Here is a 22006-nt window from a genome sequence, read left to right as displayed (position 1 = left end):
CTCTGGCAGCGAATAATTACAACAACGATCACAATCTATTTACATTGCATCTTGAGTTTTTCTGTTTAATTGCCTATTTATTTGTATATACATAATAGAGGTAGGCCAAAACATGGACAGAGTGCTGACTAATTTAAAGATGGTCACAATGGATGCTGAAACAAATTACCAAGTCATAGAAAATGCCATAATTGGGATTGAAAATGGCAAGATTATGTTTGCAGGTATTGCCAATGATTACGACTGTCACGGCCACCCTGACATTATTGATTGTCAGGGAGCGTTAGTCACACCAGGCTTAATTGATAGCCACACTCACCTCGTTTTTGCTGGTAACCGTGCAAGTGAATTTGAACAACGCTTACAAGGTGTCCCTTATGAGGCTATTGCTCAATCTGGTGGCGGAATTCTTTCCACGGTGAGAGCAACACGCTTAGCGAGTGAAGAGACCTTGTTTGAATTGGCCTTAGCCCGATTGCAAGGACTAAAGAATGACGGTGTTACGACGGTCGAAATAAAATCTGGCTACGGACTAACCCTTGACGATGAACTCAAAATGCTGCGTGTCGCACGCCGTCTCGGTCGAGAAGCTGATATCAAGGTTTCGACAACATTACTAGCAGCCCATGCACTCCCCCCTGAGTTTACTAATGATGCCGATGGCTACATTGATCTGGTGTGTAATGAAATTATCCCTGCAGCCGCGGCAGAAAACCTAGCAGATGCTGTGGATGTTTTTTGTGAGGGCATTGGTTTTTCAACAGCCCAGTGCCAACGCGTATTTGAAGCAGCCCAACACCACAACCTTGCGATTAAAGGCCATACAGAGCAGTTGTCTAACCTTGGTGGCAGTGCTCTTGCTGCAAGTATGGGGGCGCTGTCAGTCGACCACATAGAATATCTCGATGAACAAGGCGTTGTCGCGTTAGCTAACAATGGTACCGTCGCCACCTTACTACCCGGTGCGTTTTATTTCTTGCGAGAAAACCAGCAGCCACCGATTGAACAACTTCGAGCACTTAATGTACCGATGGCGATCTCCACGGATTTCAACCCAGGCACTTCTCCTATCGCTTCGCTACGAACAATGATGAACATGGGTTGCACCCTGTTCAGGCTTACCCCCGAAGAATGTCTTCGTGGTGTTACCGTCAATGCAGCTAAGGCATTGGGATTAGGCGAAACCCAAGGACAAATAAAACCGGGGATGGATGCCGATCTTGCCGTTTGGGATTTACACCACCCAGCAGAGCTTTCTTATCGTCTTGGCGTACCAGATCTAAAGTTTCGCGTTGTTGACGGCCACCTTTTTTCTCATAACACTAAGGACTAGATCATGCCTATAGATATGAAAGTGTGGAGTGGACGAACCGACCCAGAAGATGGCGATCTAGGCCAACGCTGGCACCAAAAAATATTGCCTGCCGATCAGGCAAATGAAGAAGGTATTCTATTACTAGGTTTTGCCTGTGACGAAGGGGTAGCCCGTAACAAAGGCAGAACGGGTTCATTTGATGCGCCCATTGCAATCCGCAGAGCTCTCTCAAACCTCGCATGGCATCATACTGAGCCTGTCTACGATGGCGGCGATATTTGCTGCGATGACGGTAATTTGGAACTCGCCCAACACCGACTTGGGGAAGATGTGTGCCACGCCCTACGCCAAAAGCATAAGGTCATAGTCCTTGGTGGCGGCCATGAAATGGCGTGGGGAACCTTTCAAGGGTTAGGTAATTACCTACTTCAAAAACAACATGTAAATGGCGGGGAGAATACTAAATACAGCGACATTATCCACACCCCAAAAATCGGTATTATTAATTTCGACGCGCATTTTGACTTAAGGAACCCACCCGCTGGTCAACATTCCGAACAAGGTAGTTCTGGTACGCCTTTTCATCAAATCGCACGATTTTGTGAACTACAAAGCTGGCCTTTCAACTACGCCTGCTTTGGTCTAAGTCGAACGAGTAATACACAAGCACTGTATCAAAAAGCAAGCAAGTTGAATGTCTTATATAAAGATGACGAGGCGTTGACTCAACAAACACTTGAGCCAACTAAAGCCGAACTGCAAGCCTTTATTGATGCCAACGATTACCTATACCTAACAATCGATATGGATGTATTTCCAGCTTCAGTAGCACCGGGAGTTAGCGCTCCAGCCGCCAGAGGCGTACCGATTGAAATCATAGAGTCATTAATTTCCTTGGCACTTCAAGCCAAGACACCGCAAGGCGATAGCAAGGTGCTTGTGGCTGATATTGCTGAATACAACCCCAGATTCGACATTGATAATCAAACTGCACGGCTTGCCGCCCGACTAGCTTGGACCATTGCCCGTGCCCTACGTTAACCAAACATACTGCCCTAATACGATAAACGCATATATACCGTGCAAATAAAACACTAATAATCGGCAGTAAATTGCAAGGAGAGCCAAATGACACAGCCAACATCCCACGCAACACCTCGATTAGATGAAAGCAGAAGCATCATTGCACCCACAGGTACCACACTGAATGCTAAATCGTGGATGACAGAAGCACCACTACGAATGCTGATGAACAACTTACATCCCGATGTTGCCGAACACCCTCACGCATTAGTGGTTTATGGTGGGATTGGCCGTGCGGCCAGAAATTGGGAATGTTACGACAAAATCGTCGAAGTGCTAAAGCGTCTAGAAGATGATGAGACCTTACTCGTTCAATCAGGTAAACCTGTTGGTGTTTTTAAAACCCACAGCAATGCGCCGCGTGTATTAATTGCCAACTCGAACCTCGTTCCTCATTGGGCTAACTGGGAACACTTTAATGCATTAGATAAAGAAGGCCTGATGATGTACGGCCAAATGACCGCTGGTAGCTGGATTTATATTGGCTCTCAAGGCATCGTTCAAGGCACCTATGAAACCTTCGTCGCAATGGCAAAACAACATTTTGACGGTGATAGCTCAGGTCGCTGGGTTCTAACTGGCGGACTTGGCGGGATGGGCGGAGCACAACCCTTAGCCGCGACTATGGCAGGGTTTTCAATGATTGCCGTTGAGTGTGATGAAAGCCGTATTGATTACCGATTACGTACTGGCTATGTCGATCGCAAAGCGCATACGCTTGATGACGCTATGGCAATCATCGAGCAAGCCAAACAAACGGGTAAACCTGTCTCTGTCGGCTTACTTGGCAATGCCGCAGACGTTTATGCTGACATCGTTAAACGTGGCATTGTTCCTGATGCCACCACAGACCAAACATCAGCTCATGACCCGCTTAATGGTTATCTACCACAAGGCTGGACGATGGAATATGCTGCGAAAATGCGCCTAGATAATGAAGCTAGCGTGGTAAAAGCGGCTAAAGCCTCTATGGCAACACAAGTCCGTGCCATGCTCGTGCTACAAGAAGCCGGTTCAGCCACGGTCGATTACGGCAACAATATTCGCCAAATGGCATTAGAAGAAGGTGTTGAAAACGCTTTTGATTTCCCGGGTTTTGTACCTGCTTATATTCGTCCTCTATTTTGCGAAGGCGTCGGCCCCTTCCGCTGGGCGGCACTTTCTGGTGATCCTGAAGATATCTATAAAACCGACCAGAAAGTTAAAGAACTTATCCCGGATAACCCTCACCTACACAACTGGCTAGATATGGCACGTGAACGTATTCAGTTCCAAGGCCTACCCGCTCGTATTTGTTGGGTGGGCTTAAAAGACCGAGCTCGCTTAGGCAAAGCCTTTAATGAAATGGTTAAGAACGGCGAATTAAAAGCCCCTATCGTTATTGGTCGTGATCATCTCGATTCAGGTTCAGTCGCCAGCCCTAACCGTGAGACTGAAGGCATGATGGATGGTTCTGATGCTGTATCTGATTGGCCGCTATTGAATGCGTTATTAAATACCGCATCTGGCGCGACTTGGGTTTCATTACACCATGGCGGTGGTGTTGGCATGGGCTTTTCTCAACATTCAGGCATGGTTATTGTGTGTGATGGCAGCGATGACGCAGCCGAGCGTGTCAGTCGTGTACTGCACAATGACCCCGCAACTGGCGTCATGCGACATGCAGATGCGGGCTATGACATCGCCATTAATTGTGCTCAAGAACAAAACCTCGATTTGCCAATGATCAACGCTGATCAGCGATAGCCACTGATAGATAGAAGAAGGACATAAGATGTATCAAATTGAAATCAACCCGGGCAAGCTATCTCTCACTCAGTTACGACATATCAGCCGTCATAGGGTTACATTATCAATCCATAAATCAGCTTATACTGACATGCTGGCAAGCACTCAAGCTGTAGAGCAAGTGATTGCAGAAGATAAGGTCGTGTACGGCATTAACACCGGCTTTGGCCTGCTTGCTAATACGCGTATTGCGGTGGATGATCTGGAAACCCTTCAACGCAGCATTGTGCTTTCTCATGCTGCGGGCATTGGCGAGTTCATGGAAGATCACACCGTACGACTCATGATGGCATTAAAGGTCAATAGCCTTGCTCGTGGTTATTCCGGTATTCGTCCAGAAGTTGTTAACGCCTTAGTCACCCTTCTTAATGCTGAAGTCTATCCTTGTATCCCTAAAAAAGGATCGGTTGGTGCCTCTGGCGATCTAGCACCATTAGCGCACATGAGTACAGTTTTGCTTGGTGAAGGTGAAGCTCGCCACAAAGGAGAGCTTATTAGTGGTGCCGCTGCGTTAAAAATCGCAGGACTTGAGCCCATCACACTTGCGCCAAAAGAAGGTTTGGCGCTCTTGAATGGTACACAAGCTTCTACCGCGTTTGCACTCGAAGGCTTATTTGCTGCAGAAGATTTATATGCTGCTGGTACTGTATGTGGAGCGATGTCCGTTGAAGCAGCGCTTGGTAGCCGTCGTCCATTCGACCCTCGTATTCATCGAGTTCGTGGGCATCGCAGCCAAATCGATGCTGCAACGGCTTACCGGCACTTACTTGGCAAAGACAGTGAAATTGGTCTGTCTCATCAGCAATGTGAGAAAGTACAAGACCCCTATTCATTACGCTGCCAACCCCAAGTGATGGGGGCTTGCCTTCAGCAGATCCGCAACTCGGCAGACATTCTTGTTGTCGAAGCAAATGCCGTGTCTGATAATCCATTGGTCTTCGCTGATGACGGCGATATTATCTCTGGCGGTAATTTCCATGCAGAGCCTGTCGCGATGGCGGCAGATAACTTAGCTTTAGCGATAGCTGAAATTGGCAGTTTATCAGAACGTCGAATGGCACTACTCATTGACAGCGGCCTAAGTAAACTCCCACCATTTCTTGTCGATAATGGCGGCGTGAATTCTGGCTTTATGATTGCGCAAGTTACCGCCGCTGCACTCGCGAGTGAGAATAAGAGTCTCGCCCACCCGGCCTCTGTCGATAGCCTTCCTACATCAGCCAACCAGGAAGATCATGTCTCAATGGCGACGTTTGCGGGTCGTCGATTAAAAGAAATGGGGGATAATACCCGAGGGATTCTTGCCGTCGAATTACTAGCCTCTGCACAAGGTCTTGACTTCAGGCAACCTAAACGTAGCTCTGAACGTGTTGAGCAAGCCAAAGAAATGCTTCGGGCTAGAGTGAGCTTTTATGATAAAGACCGCTACTTTTCACCTGACATTGAAAAAGCCAATCAACTGTTATTAGAAGCAAATTACAACAATTTGATGCCTTCTCAGTTCCTACCGAGTTTTTAACTAAATAATTTACGGTTAAAAAACACATTAATCAGCCGGGTAGATACCCGGCTTTTTAAGTTTATCGATGGCACTAGCCATAGCCTTAATATTGATTTAGCTATCATTTCCACCAATTCTAAACAATCAACAGCATAAAACCTTGATAAGCACACAGTTCTTTGTGCAATAAATAGACTACTATGAGGGTAACTGGTGAACACCAAATTATTGATGTTTCGTGGAGGGTGCTATGTGGCAAGCGATTTCTCATCAACTTTCTGAGGTTTTGGATAAGCCTTTCAAGATAAGTGAAAAAGAAACGGTCGAAGGTGGCGACATCAACGAATGCTATTGCATTGGTGATGGCATAGCGCGCTTTTTTGTCAAACTAAATGACAGAGAGCAATCCGCTATTTTTGAAACAGAAGCTGAAAGCCTCCATGTCCTCAACGAATCTGACTGTATTCAAGTACCTAAGTTTATCCATATGGGAACAAGCAAGGATAAGTCATTTCTAATCCTTAACTACCTCCCTACGAAAGTCATGGATGATGAGTCTGCTTATATTCTGGGTCAACAACTCGCCAGACTGCACTCTTGGGGGGAGCAAGGTGAGTACGGCTTTGACTTGGATAATTATATCGGGTTAACGCCACAGCCGAATAAATGGCGCCGCCGCTGGTGTCGTTTTTTTGCCGAACAACGTATCGCTTGGCAATTACAGTTATGCCAAGAAAAAGGCATAGAACTTGGTAATATCGATACTATCACTAGCCATGTCATTCAACTGCTCATGAACCACCAGCCAAAACCATCGCTACTCCACGGTGACTTATGGCACGGAAATACCGCCTTAACCGTTAGTGGCCCCATCATTTTTGACCCTGCGAGTTACTGGGGGGATAGAGAGTGTGATATTGCGTTAACAGAACTCTTCGGTGGTTTCTCCCAACGCTTCTATGATGGCTATCAATCAATATGGCCACTTGATGAAGGGTACAATGAACGAAAAGATTTATATAACCTTTACCATGTACTTAACCATTGCAACCTCTTTGGCGGCAGTTACATTACCCAAGCTGAGCAGCTTATCGAAAAACTGGGATTACGTGGTGAATAGAACCGATTCAAACAACAATAACTAGTCTTTATGGTCAACTTCAAACGTTCGTATCACTTGGTACGAACGTTTTATTTTATAACTGCATCATAGAAAGGCAAAACTCACGTTACACGTAAAAATGTTCTTTGCTGCTGATTATAAACTTAGATCGCTTCTCGAACTAAAGATACGCATCATTAAAGTGTTATAGCCCTTCCCTTATATTTTAATGCCATGAGCATAACATATGTATTCTCTGCACCATTTAAACTCTGCTTTCACACCTGAAGTTTGTTCCCGTTTTGACCGACTATTTATTCAATCCAAAAATAAAATAACTCAAATTACCAGCAGATCAGGTCAATTATTGCCTAGAAGTTTCACTCATTGTTAGAAGTATATGGCTTGTCAAACTTTCACCTTAATTTTAGGCGAAAACCAATCGCAAACGCTAAAGTCTAAAAAGAAATCCAATGATGATGCTGATCTAAATGGTGTCGTGATAGGTAAAAAATACAAGAAAGTAAGGAAGCGAGTTATAGTGAAAGTATGTGCCATGCACGTACCAAGGAGTAACAATGAGAAATTACACAGAGCAATCTGTTGCGTGTCCACACTGTGGTCATAATATTCATATTACACTTGACGCCAGTGCCGGTAGCCAAGAGTTCTACGATGACTGTCCAGCTTGCTGTCATGCAATACATTTAAATATGCAAGTTGATGAGCTTCATAAAACCATCAATTTATTCGTAGATGCCGACGACGAACAAATATTTTAATTTGCAATGAAACCCCTGAGTAATTCAGGGGTTTCAATATTCAGAGTGAATCAAAGCATAGAACGCTGTGAAAGCACACGTTCAACGGTATCGACTATCGCTTGGGTTTGGGGATCAACCTCAAGGTTCACCTTATCCCCCACTTTACGAGAGCCAAATAATGTTCGTTCCAATGTTTCTGGTATCAAATGAACATTAAAGCGTTGTTCTTCAACATCACCAATCGTTAGCGAACATCCATCAAGGCCTATATACCCTTTTCGTAGAATATACTTATTGAAACCAGTCGGAATAGAGAACCACAACGTACAATTATTTTCAGTTGATTCAATATCACAAATCTCAGTAAAACTATTGATATGCCCAGACATTGAATGGCCGCCAATTTCATCACCAAATCGCGCTGCACGCTCAACATTTACCGAATCACCAACCTCCAACAAACCCAAGTTCGTTACCGATAGCGTCTCTTGCATTAAGTCAAATGATACTAAATCATTGTCGATACGAGTAACTGTTAAACAGCACCCATTATGAGCAACAGAAGCGCCAATATCGAGTTTTTGTAACAATTCTGAAGGCAGCTTTATAACGTGGGTTTGAAAACGCTCTTTTTTATCAATAGCAACGACTTTTGCTGTCCCTTGCACAATTCCGGTAAACATATATACACCTTATGGTTTATTAACTCTTAATACTCGTTCAATTACGCACATAATATCAACTTGGTTGGCATCTAAAAAGTAAGTGTATTTGAACTACTGCCAAGAACAGGATATTCTTCCAATGCTATTTTATGCTACCAACATATATCACTACTCTTTGGTTCATCATGCTAAAAAAACTGTCTAACAATCTGGGTATACACATACAACTGATATTGACAGTTTTCGTATTATTAACGGCGTTACCTATTGGCCTTCTTTGGTACCAAAGTTCTGAAAAAATTGTTCTACAAACGATAGAAAGACTCTATCTACATTCAAGTAAATCGGTCAAAGCTCAACTCGATAACTTCTTTTCTGAAGCAGACCACGTCTACTTACACCAAGAGCGCTACAATGATGACCTTCCTAAGCTGATCGAAAACCAAGAGCTGCTTTTTGAACATATCGTGCATATGCTGAACCACCATAATGCCATTGATTATTTTTATTTCTCTAACCTCGACGGTGGGTTACTTTCATTTGGCATTGACCCAGAGAAACAATTCACACGTATTGAGTCTGATAGTGGCATGGCAGGGCCATTATCCAGCTATGCAACCGACTATTACGGCAAAAATAAGTCATTAATAAAGCAGATAGAATTCTTCGATGCAAGAGAGCGAGACTGGTACAAGAATGCATTGAAATCAGAGCGGGCTGTGTGGAGCAATATATACCCTGGCGCCATTGATAATAATATACTTGGCATCAGCTTAACCAAAGCTCTTCGCGATGAAAGCGGTACTCCCCTTGGTGTTTGGGGGATTGATTTAACACTAAACAGCGTTATCAATAAACTCAAAGGCAGTAAGTTAAGTGAAAATGGCTCAGTCGCTATCATCGATGAGCACAAAAAAATCCTTGCTAGTACTGATGTTGAGCATGCTGCAACCGACGGCAAACTCCAATACATAACAGAAGAAGACACGCCAATTCTGTATCAACTCACCCATGGCTATAAGCAAAATAGCGAAATAATCCAAAATTTCACACATGATGGCAATGAATGGGTTGGCTTTGTTACCAGCTATCCGATTGGCCCTGCATATAACCTGAGCCTTGTCTTCTACTCACCAGTAGCAGACTTTTCGCCAACCCTCATTGCAGCCAAAAACTCAGCAATAGCGTTCACCAGCCTAATGGTAATTCTTGCTCTGTATTTTGGCAGAATTACCACAGTTCATATCCTGTCCCCAATTAAAAAGTTAACTCAAGCAGCAAAGCAGATAAGCCTAGGAAGAAAAGAAAGTATCAACGATAACGAGCGAGATGATGAACTTGGGCAACTTGCAACGTCATTTAACCAAATGACCTCAAACCTTGCGAATACAATCAGTCAATTAGACAGCCAGCAAAAAGAAACCGCACGGCTAAATGCGTTATTAGAAGCGCAAAACAATAAGCTTGAAGAGCAAGTTAAAACACGAACTAACGCCTTAATATCAGCAAATAACAGGCTTAAGAAACTGGCATACTTTGACACATTAACGGGTATCGCAAACCGACGTCATTTCTGGGAACAATTTGAGGTGGCGAGTACAATAAATAATGGTTGGCTATTGATTCTTGATTTAGACAATTTTAAGACTATAAACGATAATTACGGCCACCTTGTCGGTGATGAAGTATTAAAGCACTTCACTCATATTTGTCAGCAGGTGCTCGACAAAGAAACCCTCATGGGTCGAATTGGGGGGGAAGAGTTTGCAATATGGTATCCACAAACTAACCGTGAGCATATTTACGTATTAACCGAGAACATCATGATGGCACTTCGTGCATCTCCATACTATTCTCAACAGCATACAATTACTGTTTCGGTCAGTATCGGTGCCAGTTTTTGCATCGGAAATACAGTAAAAGCTTATACAGTTGCAGACAAATTGCTCTACGAAGCCAAACATGCTGGTAAGTCTCGCGCTATTATCGAAAAGATTCTTTCATAACATTTAAACATCTGAGCAAATGCATAAGCGGTTTATTGTTAAATCATTAAATATCTTTCATTTACTCTCAGAACAATTGTTTCAAACCACTAAACCGTTATAATTCACGCGTTTTTTACCTTCAGGTCCATCAGGAGCGCTTCCGTGCATAATTACCGGCGTGAAACACGCCATTTACTCAAACTCGCCATTCCAGTTCTTATCGCATCTGTGGCCCAAACCTCGATGGGTTTTGTCGATACCGTTATGGCTGGTGGCGTAAGTGCGACAGATATGGCCGCGGTGTCTGTAGCGGCGAGCATCTGGTTACCCTCAATTTTATTTGGTGTAGGCTTGCTCATTGCACTCGTACCCATTGTGGCAACCTTAAATGGCTCTGGGAAAAAAGAGAAAATTCCTTTCGAAGTTCAGCATGGTTTTTTACTCGCAGCCATCATTTCTGTACCCATTATTTTAGTGCTGTATAATGCTGGCGCGTTAATCAACATGATGGACGTGGAAGAGGTTTTGGCTGAAAAAACCATTGGTTACCTCAATGCCGTATTATTTGCTGTGCCCGGTTTTTTGTTTTTTCAAACGCTAAAAAGTTTCTCTGAAGGTTTATCGCTAACAGTGCCAGCTATGGTCATTGGTTTCATTGGTCTTGCCGCCAATATACCGCTAAACTGGATTTTCGTGTACGGAAAGTTTGGTGCACCTGCACTCGGTGGTGTTGGCTGTGGTGTCGCGACTGCCATTGTCTATTGGTTGATGTTTGGCTCAATGCTCGTCTATATCAAGCTAAATAAGCGCTTAAACCGTGTTGGACTCTTTAGCCATTGGTACAAACCTCAGCTGTCTGCGGTTATCCGATTATTTAAGCTTGGCTTACCTGTTGCCGCTTCAATCTTCTTTGAAGTCTCACTGTTCGCCGCTATCGCACTATTAATCTCACCGCTAGGTTCTATCACTGTTGCTGCACATCAGGTAGCAAGTAACTTTTCATCGTTGATCTTTATGATTCCAATGAGTATTGGTGCTGCACTAAGTATTCGCGTGGGCCATTTACTGGGCAGGAAAGATATTGTCGAAGCTAAAATCGCATCTCGCTGTGGCTTAATTGTTGGCCTAATCGTTGCTATGTTGACAGCAATATTAACCGTGGTTTTCCGCGAAAGAATTGCATTAATGTATACCGATAACCCGGAAGTTATACTTATCGCGGGTCAATTGCTCTTCCTGGCTGCTATCTATCAATGTACTGATGCAATTCAAGTTGTTGCTGCTGGTGCATTACGTGGCTACAAAGATATGCGAGCAATATTTGTCCGTACGTTTATCGCATACTGGATTTTGGGGCTACCGATTGGTTACGTATTAGGTCTTACTGATTGGTTAGTTGACCCTATGGGGCCGCATGGGTTTTGGATCGGTAACATCATCGGCTTAACGGCTGCTGCGATAATGCTCGCTACACGCCTTCGCTGGATTCACCGTCAAGATGACGAAAGCCAGCTGGCGATGTCTCAGCGATAAAATGTAAGTCAAGGAAGAGAATAGATTATTAAGGCGGCCATTGGTCGCCTTTTGTTTTGCTGCGTATAATTAATAAAATGACTTGATGGCTGCTGATTAATGCTCAAAAGCGTTGTTTTATTGATGTGGATACTTTTCGTGTCAGGCTGTGACCAAAGCTCGTCTACAGCAAATTTCAGCAATTACAGCCAGCGTCTTGCCAGTGTCCTTGATACGCAGCCTGCAGCGCCCAATAAAATAGAATACATTGAGTTTCCCTCAACTAGATCGCTCACCTTACCCATCGACGATATACGCATCGGCTTACTGGATGCTTATGAATTAAGAACATGCGGCTTATTTCACCTTATTGCCGAACGAAATTCAGTTTTGGGCAAAGTACAAGATCAATCACGTCAATTACGTTATGAGCTTCTCTTACTCAATGGCCTATCACACTGCTTATCGACCATAGATGAAAACAATGAGTTAAGTGGCATTCTTCTTGAATTTGAACAGAAAAAGAAAAAACAACTTCCCTTTTATCTCTGGAATATGATGACAACAGGGCAAGAATGGCGTCAGCAATTCAGGTTACATCATCAACCATTTTCGCTAAATGAATTCTATGGGTTTAATGAGGCGATTGATGCTTTCACATACCTACGCCACCTTTCAGAAGCGATTAACCAACAATCTAGCATCTCTAATTCACAAGCTGAAAGAATCTTATTCCATCAAGAAAAAATTCATCCTCACCATTATTTAGGGCAACTCTTTTTTTCCATGGCAACTGCTACCGAGTGGCTGTCGAGTATTACATTGATGCTTGAAAAAAATGAGAGTTCCATAATTTGCGGTGCGAATAGAAACCAACAAACTGTACAATACCTAAGCAACGTCTTCTACAAGTACTTTGCAACGAATATTCAAGGCTACCTCGCTGAATTAGACTCTCAATATCGACAGATCCAACCCATCGTGGAGCCTTTATTATCAGCCCAACTCGAGATTAATGATTCACTCTCTTCTTACTACAATTTTTATATCGCAGGACAACTACATCAGTCTTTTCGCGAAGCTACATTAAGACATGTGACATTTTGGCAGCGTACATTTAAGCGCTGTAACATAAAAGTGGGTCTTAACTAGTTAGGTTTTAATGCAAAGAATTGATAAATCAGGCTATTAAAACCCCGTCATAATCTCTACTATGAGCAGACGATATGCGACGACTGGAACCAGAAATGAAAAAACATAAGAATGAAGCCAAACTGTTAAAAAAAGCGCTTGAATTGGGTTTTGCTTTCGCTAAAAAGCAAGGCTACGGCGATTTAGATAAAACTGTGTCAGCAAAAGATAAAGTCGAATGCATTTACCGCTTATTGGTTAACGCTAAACAAATCACCCCTCTTGCGACCAACCAAGAAGACGGCCCCAATATGAAGCATAAGCTGGTGTTGTGGATTTCACGGTTATTACCGCCTGATCACGAGTTACTTAAATAAGCATTGCAGCTCATATTCAGCTCAGGTAACGTATTCTGAATAAACATATTCCAAGGTAGGAAACATTTATGCGTCGGGTGGTATTTAACCAAAAAGGTGGCGTCGGTAAATCTAGCATCACCGCAAACCTCGCTGCACTTAGCGCAGCAAATGGCTACAAAACATTACTCATCGACTTGGATGTGCAAGGTAATAGTAGTCATTATCTTGGCTACGACATTACCAGTGACAGTAATAAAACCATTGCTGATTTGCTCAATCAGACGGTTGGCTGGTTTTCTGTTTCAACGCCAATGAAAGACTTTCCCCAACCGACTGCATTTAACAATCTCGACCTTATCCCTTCTAGCCCTAAATTAGAAAAAATTGAATCGGAACTAGAACGCCGTTATAAAATATACAAGCTACGCGATGCGCTTGAAGAGCTTGAGAAAACATATGATCGTATCTATATTGATACGCCACCAAACCTTAATTTTTTCAGTAAAGCAGCCCTTATCGCAGCACAAAAACTATTAATACCATTTGATTGCGACAGCTTTTCACAACAAGCTCTCATAACTTTAATGAACAATGTGGCAGAACTACGCGAAGATCATAACCCTAAACTTGATGTTGAAGGGGTGATTGTAAATATGTTCAATGCTCAAGCCAAATTCCCGGCACAGATTATTAATGACTTACAAGGACTCGGGTTACCTATCCTTAAACCATATCTACCACTTTCGATCAAAATGAAAGAATCCCATTATCATCAAAAGCCATTAATTCATCTTTTACCCACGCATAAACTAACGAAAACTTTCGAAGAACTTTTTGAGGCGCTTGAAGAAACAACAGAAAAAGCCATATAAAATCTTCAATAACAATTAATTACCTTTACGCCAGCTATAACTGCTGGCGTAAAATTAATCATATTGACCAGTTTTATGAACGCGTTGAACAAACAGTAAGCAAATGAACTTTTTTTTCTGAATTTATCGATAGTTGCTCTTGCACGTCCAGAATGAAGTGTTTAATATCCGTCTTGTTCCTAGGGAACACAGTACGACAGCTGATTAGGTCGTACATAAGTTTAAATGCGTTAATCGTATATAAAACTTACATTTTGCTCGCTTAGCTCAGTTGGTTAGAGTACTTGCATGACATGCAAGGTGTCACTGGTTCGAGTCCAGTAGCGAGCACCAAATTTAGATAATATGCTTTTGCTTATTGTCAAAAAAGTACAATTTGCTCGCTTAGCTCAGTTGGTTAGAGTACTTGCATGACATGCAAGGTGTCACTGGTTCGAGTCCAGTAGCGAGCACCAGTTTTATGTTGCATTAATCCCAAGCAACAACCCGTTTTACGGGCGATTAGCTCAGTTGGGAGAGCACCTCCCTTACAAGGAGGGGGTCACTGGTTCGAGCCCGGTATCGCCCACCATATTTAGATAACAAAGCTTTTGCTTATTGTCGAAAAGTACAATTTGCTCGCTTAGCTCAGTTGGTTAGAGTACTTGCATGACATGCAAGGTGTCACTGGTTCGAGTCCAGTAGCGAGCACCAGTTTTATGTTGTATTAATCCCAAGCAACAACCCGTTTTACGGGCGATTAGCTCAGTTGGGAGAGCACCTCCCTTACAAGGAGGGGGTCACTGGTTCGAGCCCGGTATCGCCCACCATATTCTCGTAGAGAAGCAAAAAAGCCTGCACATTGTGCAGGCTTTTTTGTTTTCTATGATCTAATCCTAATCACCCTCTCGGTAACGTTGCTCAGCTTCATCTTGTGCTTCAAAATCACCATGCTCTATAGTAATCACTTCATCACTACTAAACATCACGGTAGTCGGTAATGAGTAATTAGGTACATTGTCGTAACTAAACACCGAGTAGTATTTAGTTATATTGGCATTGCCAAACTTATCAAACGTGAAACTGTCTTTCCCGGCGTATAACTTCACCCCGTCAAAAGGTGAACGCGGAGGGTGAAAGCTATTACGTACCACATACGTTCCAACAAAATCGGAAGATTCAGGGTTTGACCATGTAAGCTTTACGGCTCCATCGACTAACTCTGCTTCCAATGATTGTGGGGCTGATAGCGGCGACTTTCTACGTTCTATATACTCAAGTACTAACTGTGGTTTCTGCCCATCTTCCAATGCCATCCAGTTAACTATCGCATCTTTTTGTTTTGAAGCAGACGTTGCTCGAATAATAAAATTAGCTGGCTTACCTTCATCATGTAGCCGTTCCAGATGTTGCCTTGCAGAGCTATCAAACATAAATGTTTGTTTAGGAGTCTGTGACAATTCTCGACTACTCACTTCATAGCCTACATACTCGACCTTTTCACGATTAAGCACACTGTCTAAACTAAGCTCGTCAAGTTCCGCCAGATCGACCACAAAACGCATAGGCTGAGAAATACCATTTAACGATTCACTTTCGATTTCAAGGTAGGCTTGGGTGATCACGATATCGGACTGATCACCAATGCAATCTAATGGAAAAGCCACCTGACCAAATTCTCGTTCACCGTTTTTATCAAAACCACAACGAAGCACAGAAGCCTCAACCCCGCTTTGGCTCACTGTGTGATATTCGCTTGGTACAACAGCTACGTGGTAAGGCCGCCGCGTATAAATAATCTCAAGACTTGGCCGATAATGGATACCGCCACCAAAGCGCCCATAGCCAATATCAAACTGCATCATCTGCGAGTCGTTACCCAGCGGTAAATTATCGGGGCCTTGAATACGCAGCAGTAAGCGACCTTTTTCTAGTTGGTCTTGAACTAATTGCTTCTCAACCTCGGTAAAACGCCAGCTTTTCCAGATCCCTTGTGTTAACTGATCAGAATCAATCGCATTACCTAGCGTTTGGATTGGTAGTGCTGCATTAATTTCATCAAAATCACTGATGGTATTGATCGTTTCAGGATCAAGAATAGAAACCGACCATTCACCATAATTCTCAATTTTCGCCCCTACTCGGTTCATTGGATAGAGTGAAAAAATCGCTTTCTTGATGATGGCATCTTTCGGGATACGATCCATGTCATAGTCAATCACACCGTAACAGACACCTTTGGTTTTATTCACTCCAATAAACAGCGAATTATGGCCAAAATGATCAGCATTAGCAGAAGATGTTAACTCACCAACATAGCCAATTTGATCCTGACGAGGAAACAAGGTGAATGAATACTCGTCCTTATCTAAACTGGTTTTAATTTTCACCTCTGGGGCAAAAGGTGATTTTATTTTATTAACCCGATCGACTTTACGCAGGTTATAAAAATAGCGATGACCAGACTGAAGTTGTTTGTCGGTATAACTACTGTTAGACGTGATAGCAATGAGGTTTCCACGTGTACAGTGATGCTTTGGCAATTCGCTACGATAAACTTCGTAATAACCGCCCTCTTCCCCCTCCAAAAGATCCCACGTTAATTCAACTTGATTTGATGTTAACTCTTTTATCGTGAAATTTTCAGGTCGTTTCGGTGCAAGATCTGAATAATTAATCGCGCTTCTAAGTGCATAAAGCAATGCGGGAATATTTTCATCGACGCTTTGCGACATATTGATCAAATAGTCGGGAATGTTACGGCTACCGACCTCTACAACCGTCGCCATAATGCCGCGATCATAATAGTACTCTCGCCCACTACCATGAATTAGATTCGCTGGCGGCTTCCCTCGGTGAATACCGTAGCTTCGTTGCGTTACTTTATAAATTTCTTTCGCCATATTGGCACACAAAATATTCAAGTCGGTTCCTTCAATTTCTGCTTCGTGATTAAACTTATGAGCAGGAAAGAAAACGTTGCCTTGTGAATGATAATCCAAGGCAATGCGAATATTTTCATGGGTTTCGACAAATCCTTTTATTGCCTGAGTTTCAGGTTCTGAAAAAGGAGCCGGACCACCATAAATATTTGACTGTGTATCTGACGAGTGGTGGAAGTTAACACCGAAGTTACGATTCAAATCAACACCAAACGTCCCATCACCATTATCACGTCGGTTTTTACGCCAAAATGAAAATTGTTTACGTGAGTACTCAAACCCATCAGGGTTTAAACATGGCACCATATACAGTGTATTGCGCGTAAGCGCCTCCACTACATCTGGGTTGCTTGGATAATTATCTAGTATGTACTGAATAAAATTAACCGCGAGTTCTATCCCAATCCACTCTCGGGCATGAATAGTTCCCGTATAAAGTAACGCCGGCTTTAAATTCGCATAGGCAACATCCTGTGATACGGTCACCATCATAATTGGGCGGCCTTCATGCGTATCACCAATGCTTTCTAATCGAATTAAGTTGGGATACTTTTCCATTGCATGCGTTAGAAAGTCGATCGTATCTTGATACGATAGATATTGTTTTTTCATCACGCTCCCTTACACCGTAAGCTCATGCTCTAACCAGCGGTCAATGATGAGCTCAAGCTTTTTCTGCTTAAGGTTACGAACCGTCATCAATTGCTCTGGTGCATGATTTAATGCATTGAAAGCTCCCTCAACACCAAGTGTATCCAAAATATCTGACGCCAATGCGTTACCTACTCCTTTCACTCCGATAAAAAATGAAAAAAGCTGTTCTTCTGTCATGGTATTCATTGTTTCTGCATCGGATGCAATCTCCGTGTCAGTATCGAAAGCTCCTACAGGGCGTTTGCACTCTTCAATTCCTGTATCCACCGCTTGTAGCTGTGACTGTTGATACTGGTTATTAACGACATACGGATTGGATGATTCAAGCTTATTCAAATCCTGAAAATTCCATGCTTCACTTGGCCACTCTTCTAATGACTGACCTTCTGTACGTAGTAAGCGGTACTGCTCATCCGCGGGCGCATATTCACCCGTATCTGTGGAATAGCATGGTTGACCAAAAGAAATATGACGCATGGTTCGCAGCAGTGATGAATCAATTTTACCGATCTCTTCCCAGTTTTTGTGGGCAAAATAAGGTTTCTTGAAGTGCTGAGGGGCAAGAAGCCACATTAAATATTGTCCAATCCAATCGCGAATGTAAGGAAATGCAGCAAACGCCGTCGCACACTCTAAAATAGTGTAATCATCATCCATACTCACAGCAATATCACAGGCCCAATACTCCGCTTTGGCGACTTTTGACGCTTTAACGGCAAGATCCAATACTTCTTGTGGCACGTCTTGGTAGTCCATACTGCCACCTTGGCTAGTATTTGTTAACCATTCGCCTTCAGGAGGCCGACGCCAAAATGCACAAACCGGTTGGTGCCCTACCAGCATCACACGAATATCCGCTTTCATTGGCACAAAGTCTTGAATATATGCAGGGTAATAACGTTTTTGGGTAAATAACCGTACCGCTTCATCAACACTATCAACCTTATGGACAAAATAGCCACCATAGTTTGACGGTCCATAAGAGCGTTTAACAATTTTTGGGTACTGGGTATTATGCAAATACGCTAGTGCTTCATCAACTTGATAAAATATTTTTGTTGCCGGAATGGGTAGCTGGTACTTCTCGCAAAAATGCGTGACGTTTTCTTTCGATTTATTACTAAACTGGCTATCCATTGACGGAATAAACCGAACATTCGGTAGCTGTCGTGCAATATCACGAAACGTCTCATACGCTGTTGCAGGAATATTACCGATCAAAACATCAATTTTTTTGTTTTTCACTTCATTGATAAAACGTTGCTTATCATTTCCCCAATGATAAGTGACTTTTTCAATTTTATTTGGCCAACCCTTAAAGTTAGATGTATCAAAGAAACGTAATACATGATCTAAATACAATAAGCCAATTTTAGGTAAGGGTTGGTTAGAGGTGGTCATAGTCTTTTTCCTTTACAGCATTATCTGTTGTTATGGTGTTTGTTATTTCAGTTAGCGGTGAGTTTGTTACTGTGCGCTCGATTAAATCAGCTAAAAAACCAATTTTTTTATCATTAAAATCCAAGCCGTTTCGCTCTTGCTCTGGGGTCGCAAAGGCAGGGATACCATTCACTTCCAAGACAACATATTGCTGATGCTCAAGATCATAAATAATATCTACCCCTGCTATTTCGAGCCCTGTGGCCCTTGCAGCTCTCAAGGCTAGCTCAACGACAGCAGGATTTGGCTCGCGAACTATCACGCTCCCCCCGCTAGAAACATTAGTTTTCCAGCTTCCTTTCGCCGCCTTTCGGCCATAGCAAGCAACAAATTTATTGTCGACAATGTCTATGCGGTAGTCAGAAAAATCATTATCAATAACTCGCTCAATATAGAACTGCGGGGAACTCTGATCAGTAATATAAGAACAAATTAGATCAAGGTCTCGTTCGCTTTCAATCTTGATAATCCCCTTCCCTCCCCAGCCATTGACCGGTTTACATATGGCTTTTCCTTGCCAAAAATGTAAATGCTCTTTCAATTGCTGAATATTATCTTTATTACAGACAATATAATCAGAGGTTGGAATACCATGTCGCTTGAGTAAATGTGCAGTACGAAACTTATCTTCCGTTAACTCAAAGGCTGAAAAACTATTGATCGTCGGTATCATGCTGCTTAACGCCTGATACATGTACATCTGGTAATGGCTTTGCTGTCCCGCGTTGTATGAAAAAAACAAATCAAGTTCGTCCATCATATGGCCATTACAAAAAATATTGCCATTATTCGCAGTCCCATTACGAAGATCTAGCCCCGCTATGACGGCAATATTCCTGTCATTTAGTTGGGTAATAATCTTTTTTTCAATTTCTGTTCCACCAGAATTTTGATACATCCATAAGCCGACACGATGGCTAGGCATGATCACTCCTCAATTTTGACAATAGTTACTAAAAAGCATGCAGTATGCCACTGCACGATGTTAATCTAGTTTGATAGCTTAATGTTGCATATTTTTGATAACAGTGATCAAAGTTCATGTTTGCAAAAAGTATATTCAATAACTTCAAGAATCATGACCAAGGAGAGAGGAAGTGACACAGGTCGACTTTGCGGATTTACAACAATTGATAGATATCAACTCTTGGACCCACAATAAAGTAGGTGTTGATGCCAATGGCCAACTAATGCAACGTTGGCTAGAAGAACTTGGGATGCAAACAGAGGTTTTCCACCGTAAGGAAATTGGCAACCATCTCTTGTTTACCAGCCCTATAACGACTAACCAACCAAGGCTACTGTTATTAGGTCATTTAGATACGGTATTCCCACCCAATACATTTGAAGGATTCCGAGAAGATAGCGAATGGATTTACGGGCCTGGCGCATGCGATATGAAAGGCGGCAACTTCGTTGCACTGACGGCTCTACGTGAAATTTACAATCAGGTAGGGCAATTAAATAACGTCGATTTTTTATTAGTCTCTGATGAAGAAACAGGTAGCGATGACAGTAAAGCTGTTACTCAAAGTATTGCTCATCACTACTGCGCATGCCTTGATTTTGAAGCTGCAGGTAAGAACCATGAAATTGTTGATGGTCGTAAAGGCGTTGCGACTTTTTGTATTGATATAAAGGGCGTTGCAGCTCATGCTGGTAATCATTACCTAACAGGTAAAAATGCTAACCTCGTTGCTGCTAAATTACTTATTTTATTGACTGAGCTAACTAATATTGACCAAGGTACAACAGTCAATGTCGGTAAAATTAATGGAGGGATTAGTACCAATACTATCTCACCTAATGCTCAACTAATGGTCGAAGCGAGGTTTACCCAAGTCAGCGAACAAAACCGCTTACTCGACGCCATACCAACATTGGTTGCCTCACCTATCATTGAAGGCGTTACAACAACAATCAGTGGTGGCTTACAACGGGATGTAATGGTGCCCACTGCCGAGCAGCAGCAATTAGTTGATACATTATCATCAGTACTCGGCTATCCCTTACTCACTGAACAGCGAGGGGGCGTAAGCGATGCCAATGTACTCGCAGGTGCCGGTATACCAACTCTGGATGGATTCGGTCCATTTGGTGACGGTGATCATACTGAGTTTGAACGAGCATCAAAACAAAGCTTTATTCGAAGGATACAGGAAGTCACCCAAATTATTGGTCACTTTCAATCTATTCGTTAATAACACGCTCACACCTTTATACAGCCGAATAGACTCAAATATAGGCGCAATATATTATAAAAAATAAAGCCTGCACATTGTGCAGGCTCTTCGTTTCAGCGCGTATTCAAGAACAATAAAGAGAACTGAGCATCAATGATGTATTACTACTTTCACTGTACCTTTCCGTATATTGTAGTGCTAGCTGATACAATAATGATGCACTCGAGAGTTCACCAGTTTGAAATTAGATTTCAAATTCTTTCAATGAACGACCGCCATCTAATGCGACTTTCAATGCTGCAGGTGTACGGCCTTGGCCAGTCCACGTTTTTTCATCACCATTTTCATCAAGGAACTTATATTTAGCTGGACGAGGTGCACGCTTAGTGCTGCTCTTTCCTTGAACTTTTTCAAGTAGCTCTTCTGGTGTAATACCTTCTTCTTGCAGCATCAGACGGTATTTTTCAATTAATGCATTCTTTTCTGCATTTTGAGCATTAGATTGAGCTTCCTGCTCTTCACGTTCAGTCACAATTGTTTTAAATTTTTCTAAACCTTCTTGAAGTGCATCCAGTGACATTTCTTTCGCTACTGAACGAAGTGTTCTTAAGTTCGTTAAGGTGCTCATTAAATCTGACATCTTTACCGCCTAAATAATTAATAACGATTTTATTCTAGCATTTTAGTTTTCATATAGTAACTTTAAGTTTGAATTATCTATAGTACGT

Annotated in this window: 17 protein-coding genes and 5 tRNA genes; 17 read left to right on the top strand and 5 right to left on the bottom strand. The window is 42.6% G+C overall.

Features of this window, described 5'->3' with window-relative positions; genetic code table 11:
- Positions 1 to 112 precede the first annotated feature (112 nt).
- The 6 genes from hutI (at position 113) to L4D78_RS26595 (ending at position 7571) form a co-directional block, all read left to right on the top strand.
- The gene (gene hutI / locus L4D78_RS26620) at positions 113 to 1333 is read left to right on the top strand and encodes an imidazolonepropionase (RefSeq protein WP_428469723.1); all 1221 of its coding nucleotides are present in this window, start codon (positions 113 to 115) and stop codon (positions 1331 to 1333) included.
- A gap of 3 nt (positions 1334 to 1336) precedes the next feature.
- A complete protein-coding gene (gene hutG / locus L4D78_RS26615; protein ID WP_428469722.1) occupies positions 1337 to 2356 on the top strand; it encodes a formimidoylglutamase in 1020 nt (339 codons plus the stop codon).
- 87 nt (positions 2357 to 2443) lie between these two features.
- Positions 2444 to 4144 (top strand): urocanate hydratase, encoded by a 1701-nt coding sequence (hutU, locus tag L4D78_RS26610; RefSeq protein ID WP_428469721.1) that lies wholly within the window; start codon positions 2444 to 2446, stop codon positions 4142 to 4144.
- 28 nt (positions 4145 to 4172) lie between these two features.
- Entirely contained in the window at positions 4173 to 5705 is a 1533-nt protein-coding gene (gene hutH, locus L4D78_RS26605) for a histidine ammonia-lyase (RefSeq protein WP_428469720.1), read from the top strand.
- A gap of 232 nt (positions 5706 to 5937) precedes the next feature.
- The gene (locus L4D78_RS26600; protein WP_428469719.1) at positions 5938 to 6807 is read left to right on the top strand and encodes a fructosamine kinase family protein; all 870 of its coding nucleotides are present in this window, start codon (positions 5938 to 5940) and stop codon (positions 6805 to 6807) included.
- A 560-nt stretch (positions 6808 to 7367) separates the two neighbouring features.
- Positions 7368 to 7571 carry a CPXCG motif-containing cysteine-rich protein gene (locus L4D78_RS26595; protein WP_428456909.1) on the top strand — a complete coding sequence of 68 codons (204 nt, stop codon included), beginning with the start codon at positions 7368 to 7370 and terminating at the stop codon, positions 7569 to 7571.
- 50 nt (positions 7572 to 7621) lie between these two features.
- Here the strand turns inward: L4D78_RS26595 and L4D78_RS26590 are convergent, their stop codons facing one another.
- A complete protein-coding gene (locus L4D78_RS26590) occupies positions 7622 to 8236 on the bottom strand; it encodes a riboflavin synthase subunit alpha (protein WP_428469718.1) in 615 nt (204 codons plus the stop codon).
- Positions 8237 to 8451: 215 nt separating this feature from the next.
- Between L4D78_RS26590 and L4D78_RS26585 the strand changes: the two genes are divergently transcribed.
- From L4D78_RS26585 to L4D78_RS26540, 10 genes are all read left to right on the top strand, one after another.
- Entirely contained in the window at positions 8452 to 10224 is a 1773-nt protein-coding gene (locus L4D78_RS26585; RefSeq protein WP_428469717.1) for a sensor domain-containing diguanylate cyclase, read from the top strand.
- Positions 10225 to 10368: 144 nt separating this feature from the next.
- On the top strand, positions 10369 to 11739 hold the full coding sequence (locus tag L4D78_RS26580) for an MATE family efflux transporter (RefSeq protein ID WP_428469716.1): 1371 nt from the start codon (positions 10369 to 10371) through the stop codon (positions 11737 to 11739).
- A 138-nt stretch (positions 11740 to 11877) separates the two neighbouring features.
- On the top strand, positions 11878 to 12870 hold the full coding sequence (locus L4D78_RS26575; protein ID WP_428469715.1) for a DUF3080 domain-containing protein: 993 nt from the start codon (positions 11878 to 11880) through the stop codon (positions 12868 to 12870).
- A gap of 95 nt (positions 12871 to 12965) precedes the next feature.
- Positions 12966 to 13226, top strand: coding sequence for a DUF5062 family protein (locus tag L4D78_RS26570; RefSeq protein WP_428456904.1), 261 nt, complete (start codon positions 12966 to 12968; stop codon positions 13224 to 13226).
- Between the two features lie 68 nt (positions 13227 to 13294).
- Positions 13295 to 14080 (top strand): ParA family protein, encoded by a 786-nt coding sequence (locus tag L4D78_RS26565; RefSeq protein WP_428469714.1) that lies wholly within the window; start codon positions 13295 to 13297, stop codon positions 14078 to 14080.
- Between the two features lie 256 nt (positions 14081 to 14336).
- Positions 14337 to 14413: transfer RNA gene (locus L4D78_RS26560), tRNA-Val, on the top strand.
- Positions 14414 to 14458: 45 nt separating this feature from the next.
- Positions 14459 to 14535, top strand: a tRNA-Val gene (locus L4D78_RS26555).
- Between the two features lie 40 nt (positions 14536 to 14575).
- Positions 14576 to 14651, top strand: a tRNA-Val gene (locus tag L4D78_RS26550).
- Between the two features lie 45 nt (positions 14652 to 14696).
- Positions 14697 to 14773, top strand: a tRNA-Val gene (locus tag L4D78_RS26545).
- A 40-nt stretch (positions 14774 to 14813) separates the two neighbouring features.
- Positions 14814 to 14889 (top strand) — tRNA-Val (locus L4D78_RS26540).
- Between the two features lie 66 nt (positions 14890 to 14955).
- On the opposite strand, the gene L4D78_RS26535 is transcribed toward L4D78_RS26540, so the two are convergent.
- The 3 genes from L4D78_RS26535 to L4D78_RS26525 are packed head-to-tail and all read right to left on the bottom strand — an operon-like array spanning position 14956 to position 20020.
- Positions 14956 to 17613 carry a M14 family zinc carboxypeptidase gene (locus L4D78_RS26535; RefSeq protein ID WP_428469713.1) on the bottom strand — a complete coding sequence of 886 codons (2658 nt, stop codon included), beginning with the start codon at positions 17611 to 17613 and terminating at the stop codon, positions 14956 to 14958.
- A gap of 9 nt (positions 17614 to 17622) precedes the next feature.
- Entirely contained in the window at positions 17623 to 19056 is a 1434-nt protein-coding gene (locus L4D78_RS26530; RefSeq protein WP_428469712.1) for an ATP-grasp domain-containing protein, read from the bottom strand.
- On the bottom strand, positions 19043 to 20020 hold the full coding sequence (locus L4D78_RS26525) for an ATP-grasp domain-containing protein (protein WP_428469711.1): 978 nt from the start codon (positions 20018 to 20020) through the stop codon (positions 19043 to 19045). Before L4D78_RS26525 ends, L4D78_RS26530 begins: the two co-directional genes overlap by 14 nt.
- A gap of 172 nt (positions 20021 to 20192) precedes the next feature.
- Between L4D78_RS26525 and L4D78_RS26520 the strand changes: the two genes are divergently transcribed.
- Positions 20193 to 21296: a M20 family metallopeptidase gene (locus L4D78_RS26520; protein WP_428469710.1), complete on the top strand. Its 1104-nt coding sequence runs from the start codon at positions 20193 to 20195 to the stop codon at positions 21294 to 21296.
- A 226-nt stretch (positions 21297 to 21522) separates the two neighbouring features.
- Here L4D78_RS26520 and L4D78_RS26515 read toward each other — a convergent pair whose 3' ends face one another.
- The gene (locus L4D78_RS26515) at positions 21523 to 21918 is read right to left on the bottom strand and encodes an H-NS family histone-like protein (RefSeq protein WP_428469709.1); all 396 of its coding nucleotides are present in this window, start codon (positions 21916 to 21918) and stop codon (positions 21523 to 21525) included.
- Positions 21919 to 22006 lie beyond the last annotated feature (88 nt).

Source organism: Photobacterium minamisatsumaniensis (genome assembly GCF_050336695.1).
In the GTDB taxonomy this organism is placed as follows: Bacteria; Pseudomonadota; Gammaproteobacteria; order Enterobacterales; family Vibrionaceae; genus Photobacterium; species Photobacterium minamisatsumaniensis.
Note: the sequence above shows the minus strand (reverse complement) of the source record. Positions and strands in the feature narration are given on the sequence as shown.

What these genes read in the sequence shown, in the direction of transcription:
- L4D78_RS26600 (WP_428469719.1), top strand. Translation starts at nt 5,938, where the DNA reads ATGTGGCAAGCGATTTCTCATCAACTTTCTGAGGTTTTGGATAAGCCT.
- L4D78_RS26595 (WP_428456909.1), top strand. Translation starts at nt 7,368, where the DNA reads ATGAGAAATTACACAGAGCAATCTGTTGCGTGTCCACACTGTGGTCAT.
- L4D78_RS26530 (WP_428469712.1), bottom strand. Translation starts at nt 19,056, where the DNA reads ATGACCACCTCTAACCAACCCTTACCTAAAATTGGCTTATTGTATTTA.
- L4D78_RS26565 (WP_428469714.1), top strand. Translation starts at nt 13,295, where the DNA reads ATGCGTCGGGTGGTATTTAACCAAAAAGGTGGCGTCGGTAAATCTAGC.
- L4D78_RS26535 (WP_428469713.1), bottom strand. Translation starts at nt 17,613, where the DNA reads ATGAAAAAACAATATCTATCGTATCAAGATACGATCGACTTTCTAACG.
- hutU (WP_428469721.1), top strand. Translation starts at nt 2,444, where the DNA reads ATGACACAGCCAACATCCCACGCAACACCTCGATTAGATGAAAGCAGA.
- L4D78_RS26570 (WP_428456904.1), top strand. Translation starts at nt 12,966, where the DNA reads ATGAAAAAACATAAGAATGAAGCCAAACTGTTAAAAAAAGCGCTTGAA.
- L4D78_RS26515 (WP_428469709.1), bottom strand. Translation starts at nt 21,918, where the DNA reads ATGTCAGATTTAATGAGCACCTTAACGAACTTAAGAACACTTCGTTCA.
- L4D78_RS26590 (WP_428469718.1), bottom strand. Translation starts at nt 8,236, where the DNA reads ATGTTTACCGGAATTGTGCAAGGGACAGCAAAAGTCGTTGCTATTGAT.
- hutI (WP_428469723.1), top strand. Translation starts at nt 113, where the DNA reads ATGGACAGAGTGCTGACTAATTTAAAGATGGTCACAATGGATGCTGAA.
- L4D78_RS26525 (WP_428469711.1), bottom strand. Translation starts at nt 20,020, where the DNA reads ATGCCTAGCCATCGTGTCGGCTTATGGATGTATCAAAATTCTGGTGGA.
- hutG (WP_428469722.1), top strand. Translation starts at nt 1,337, where the DNA reads ATGCCTATAGATATGAAAGTGTGGAGTGGACGAACCGACCCAGAAGAT.
- hutH (WP_428469720.1), top strand. Translation starts at nt 4,173, where the DNA reads ATGTATCAAATTGAAATCAACCCGGGCAAGCTATCTCTCACTCAGTTA.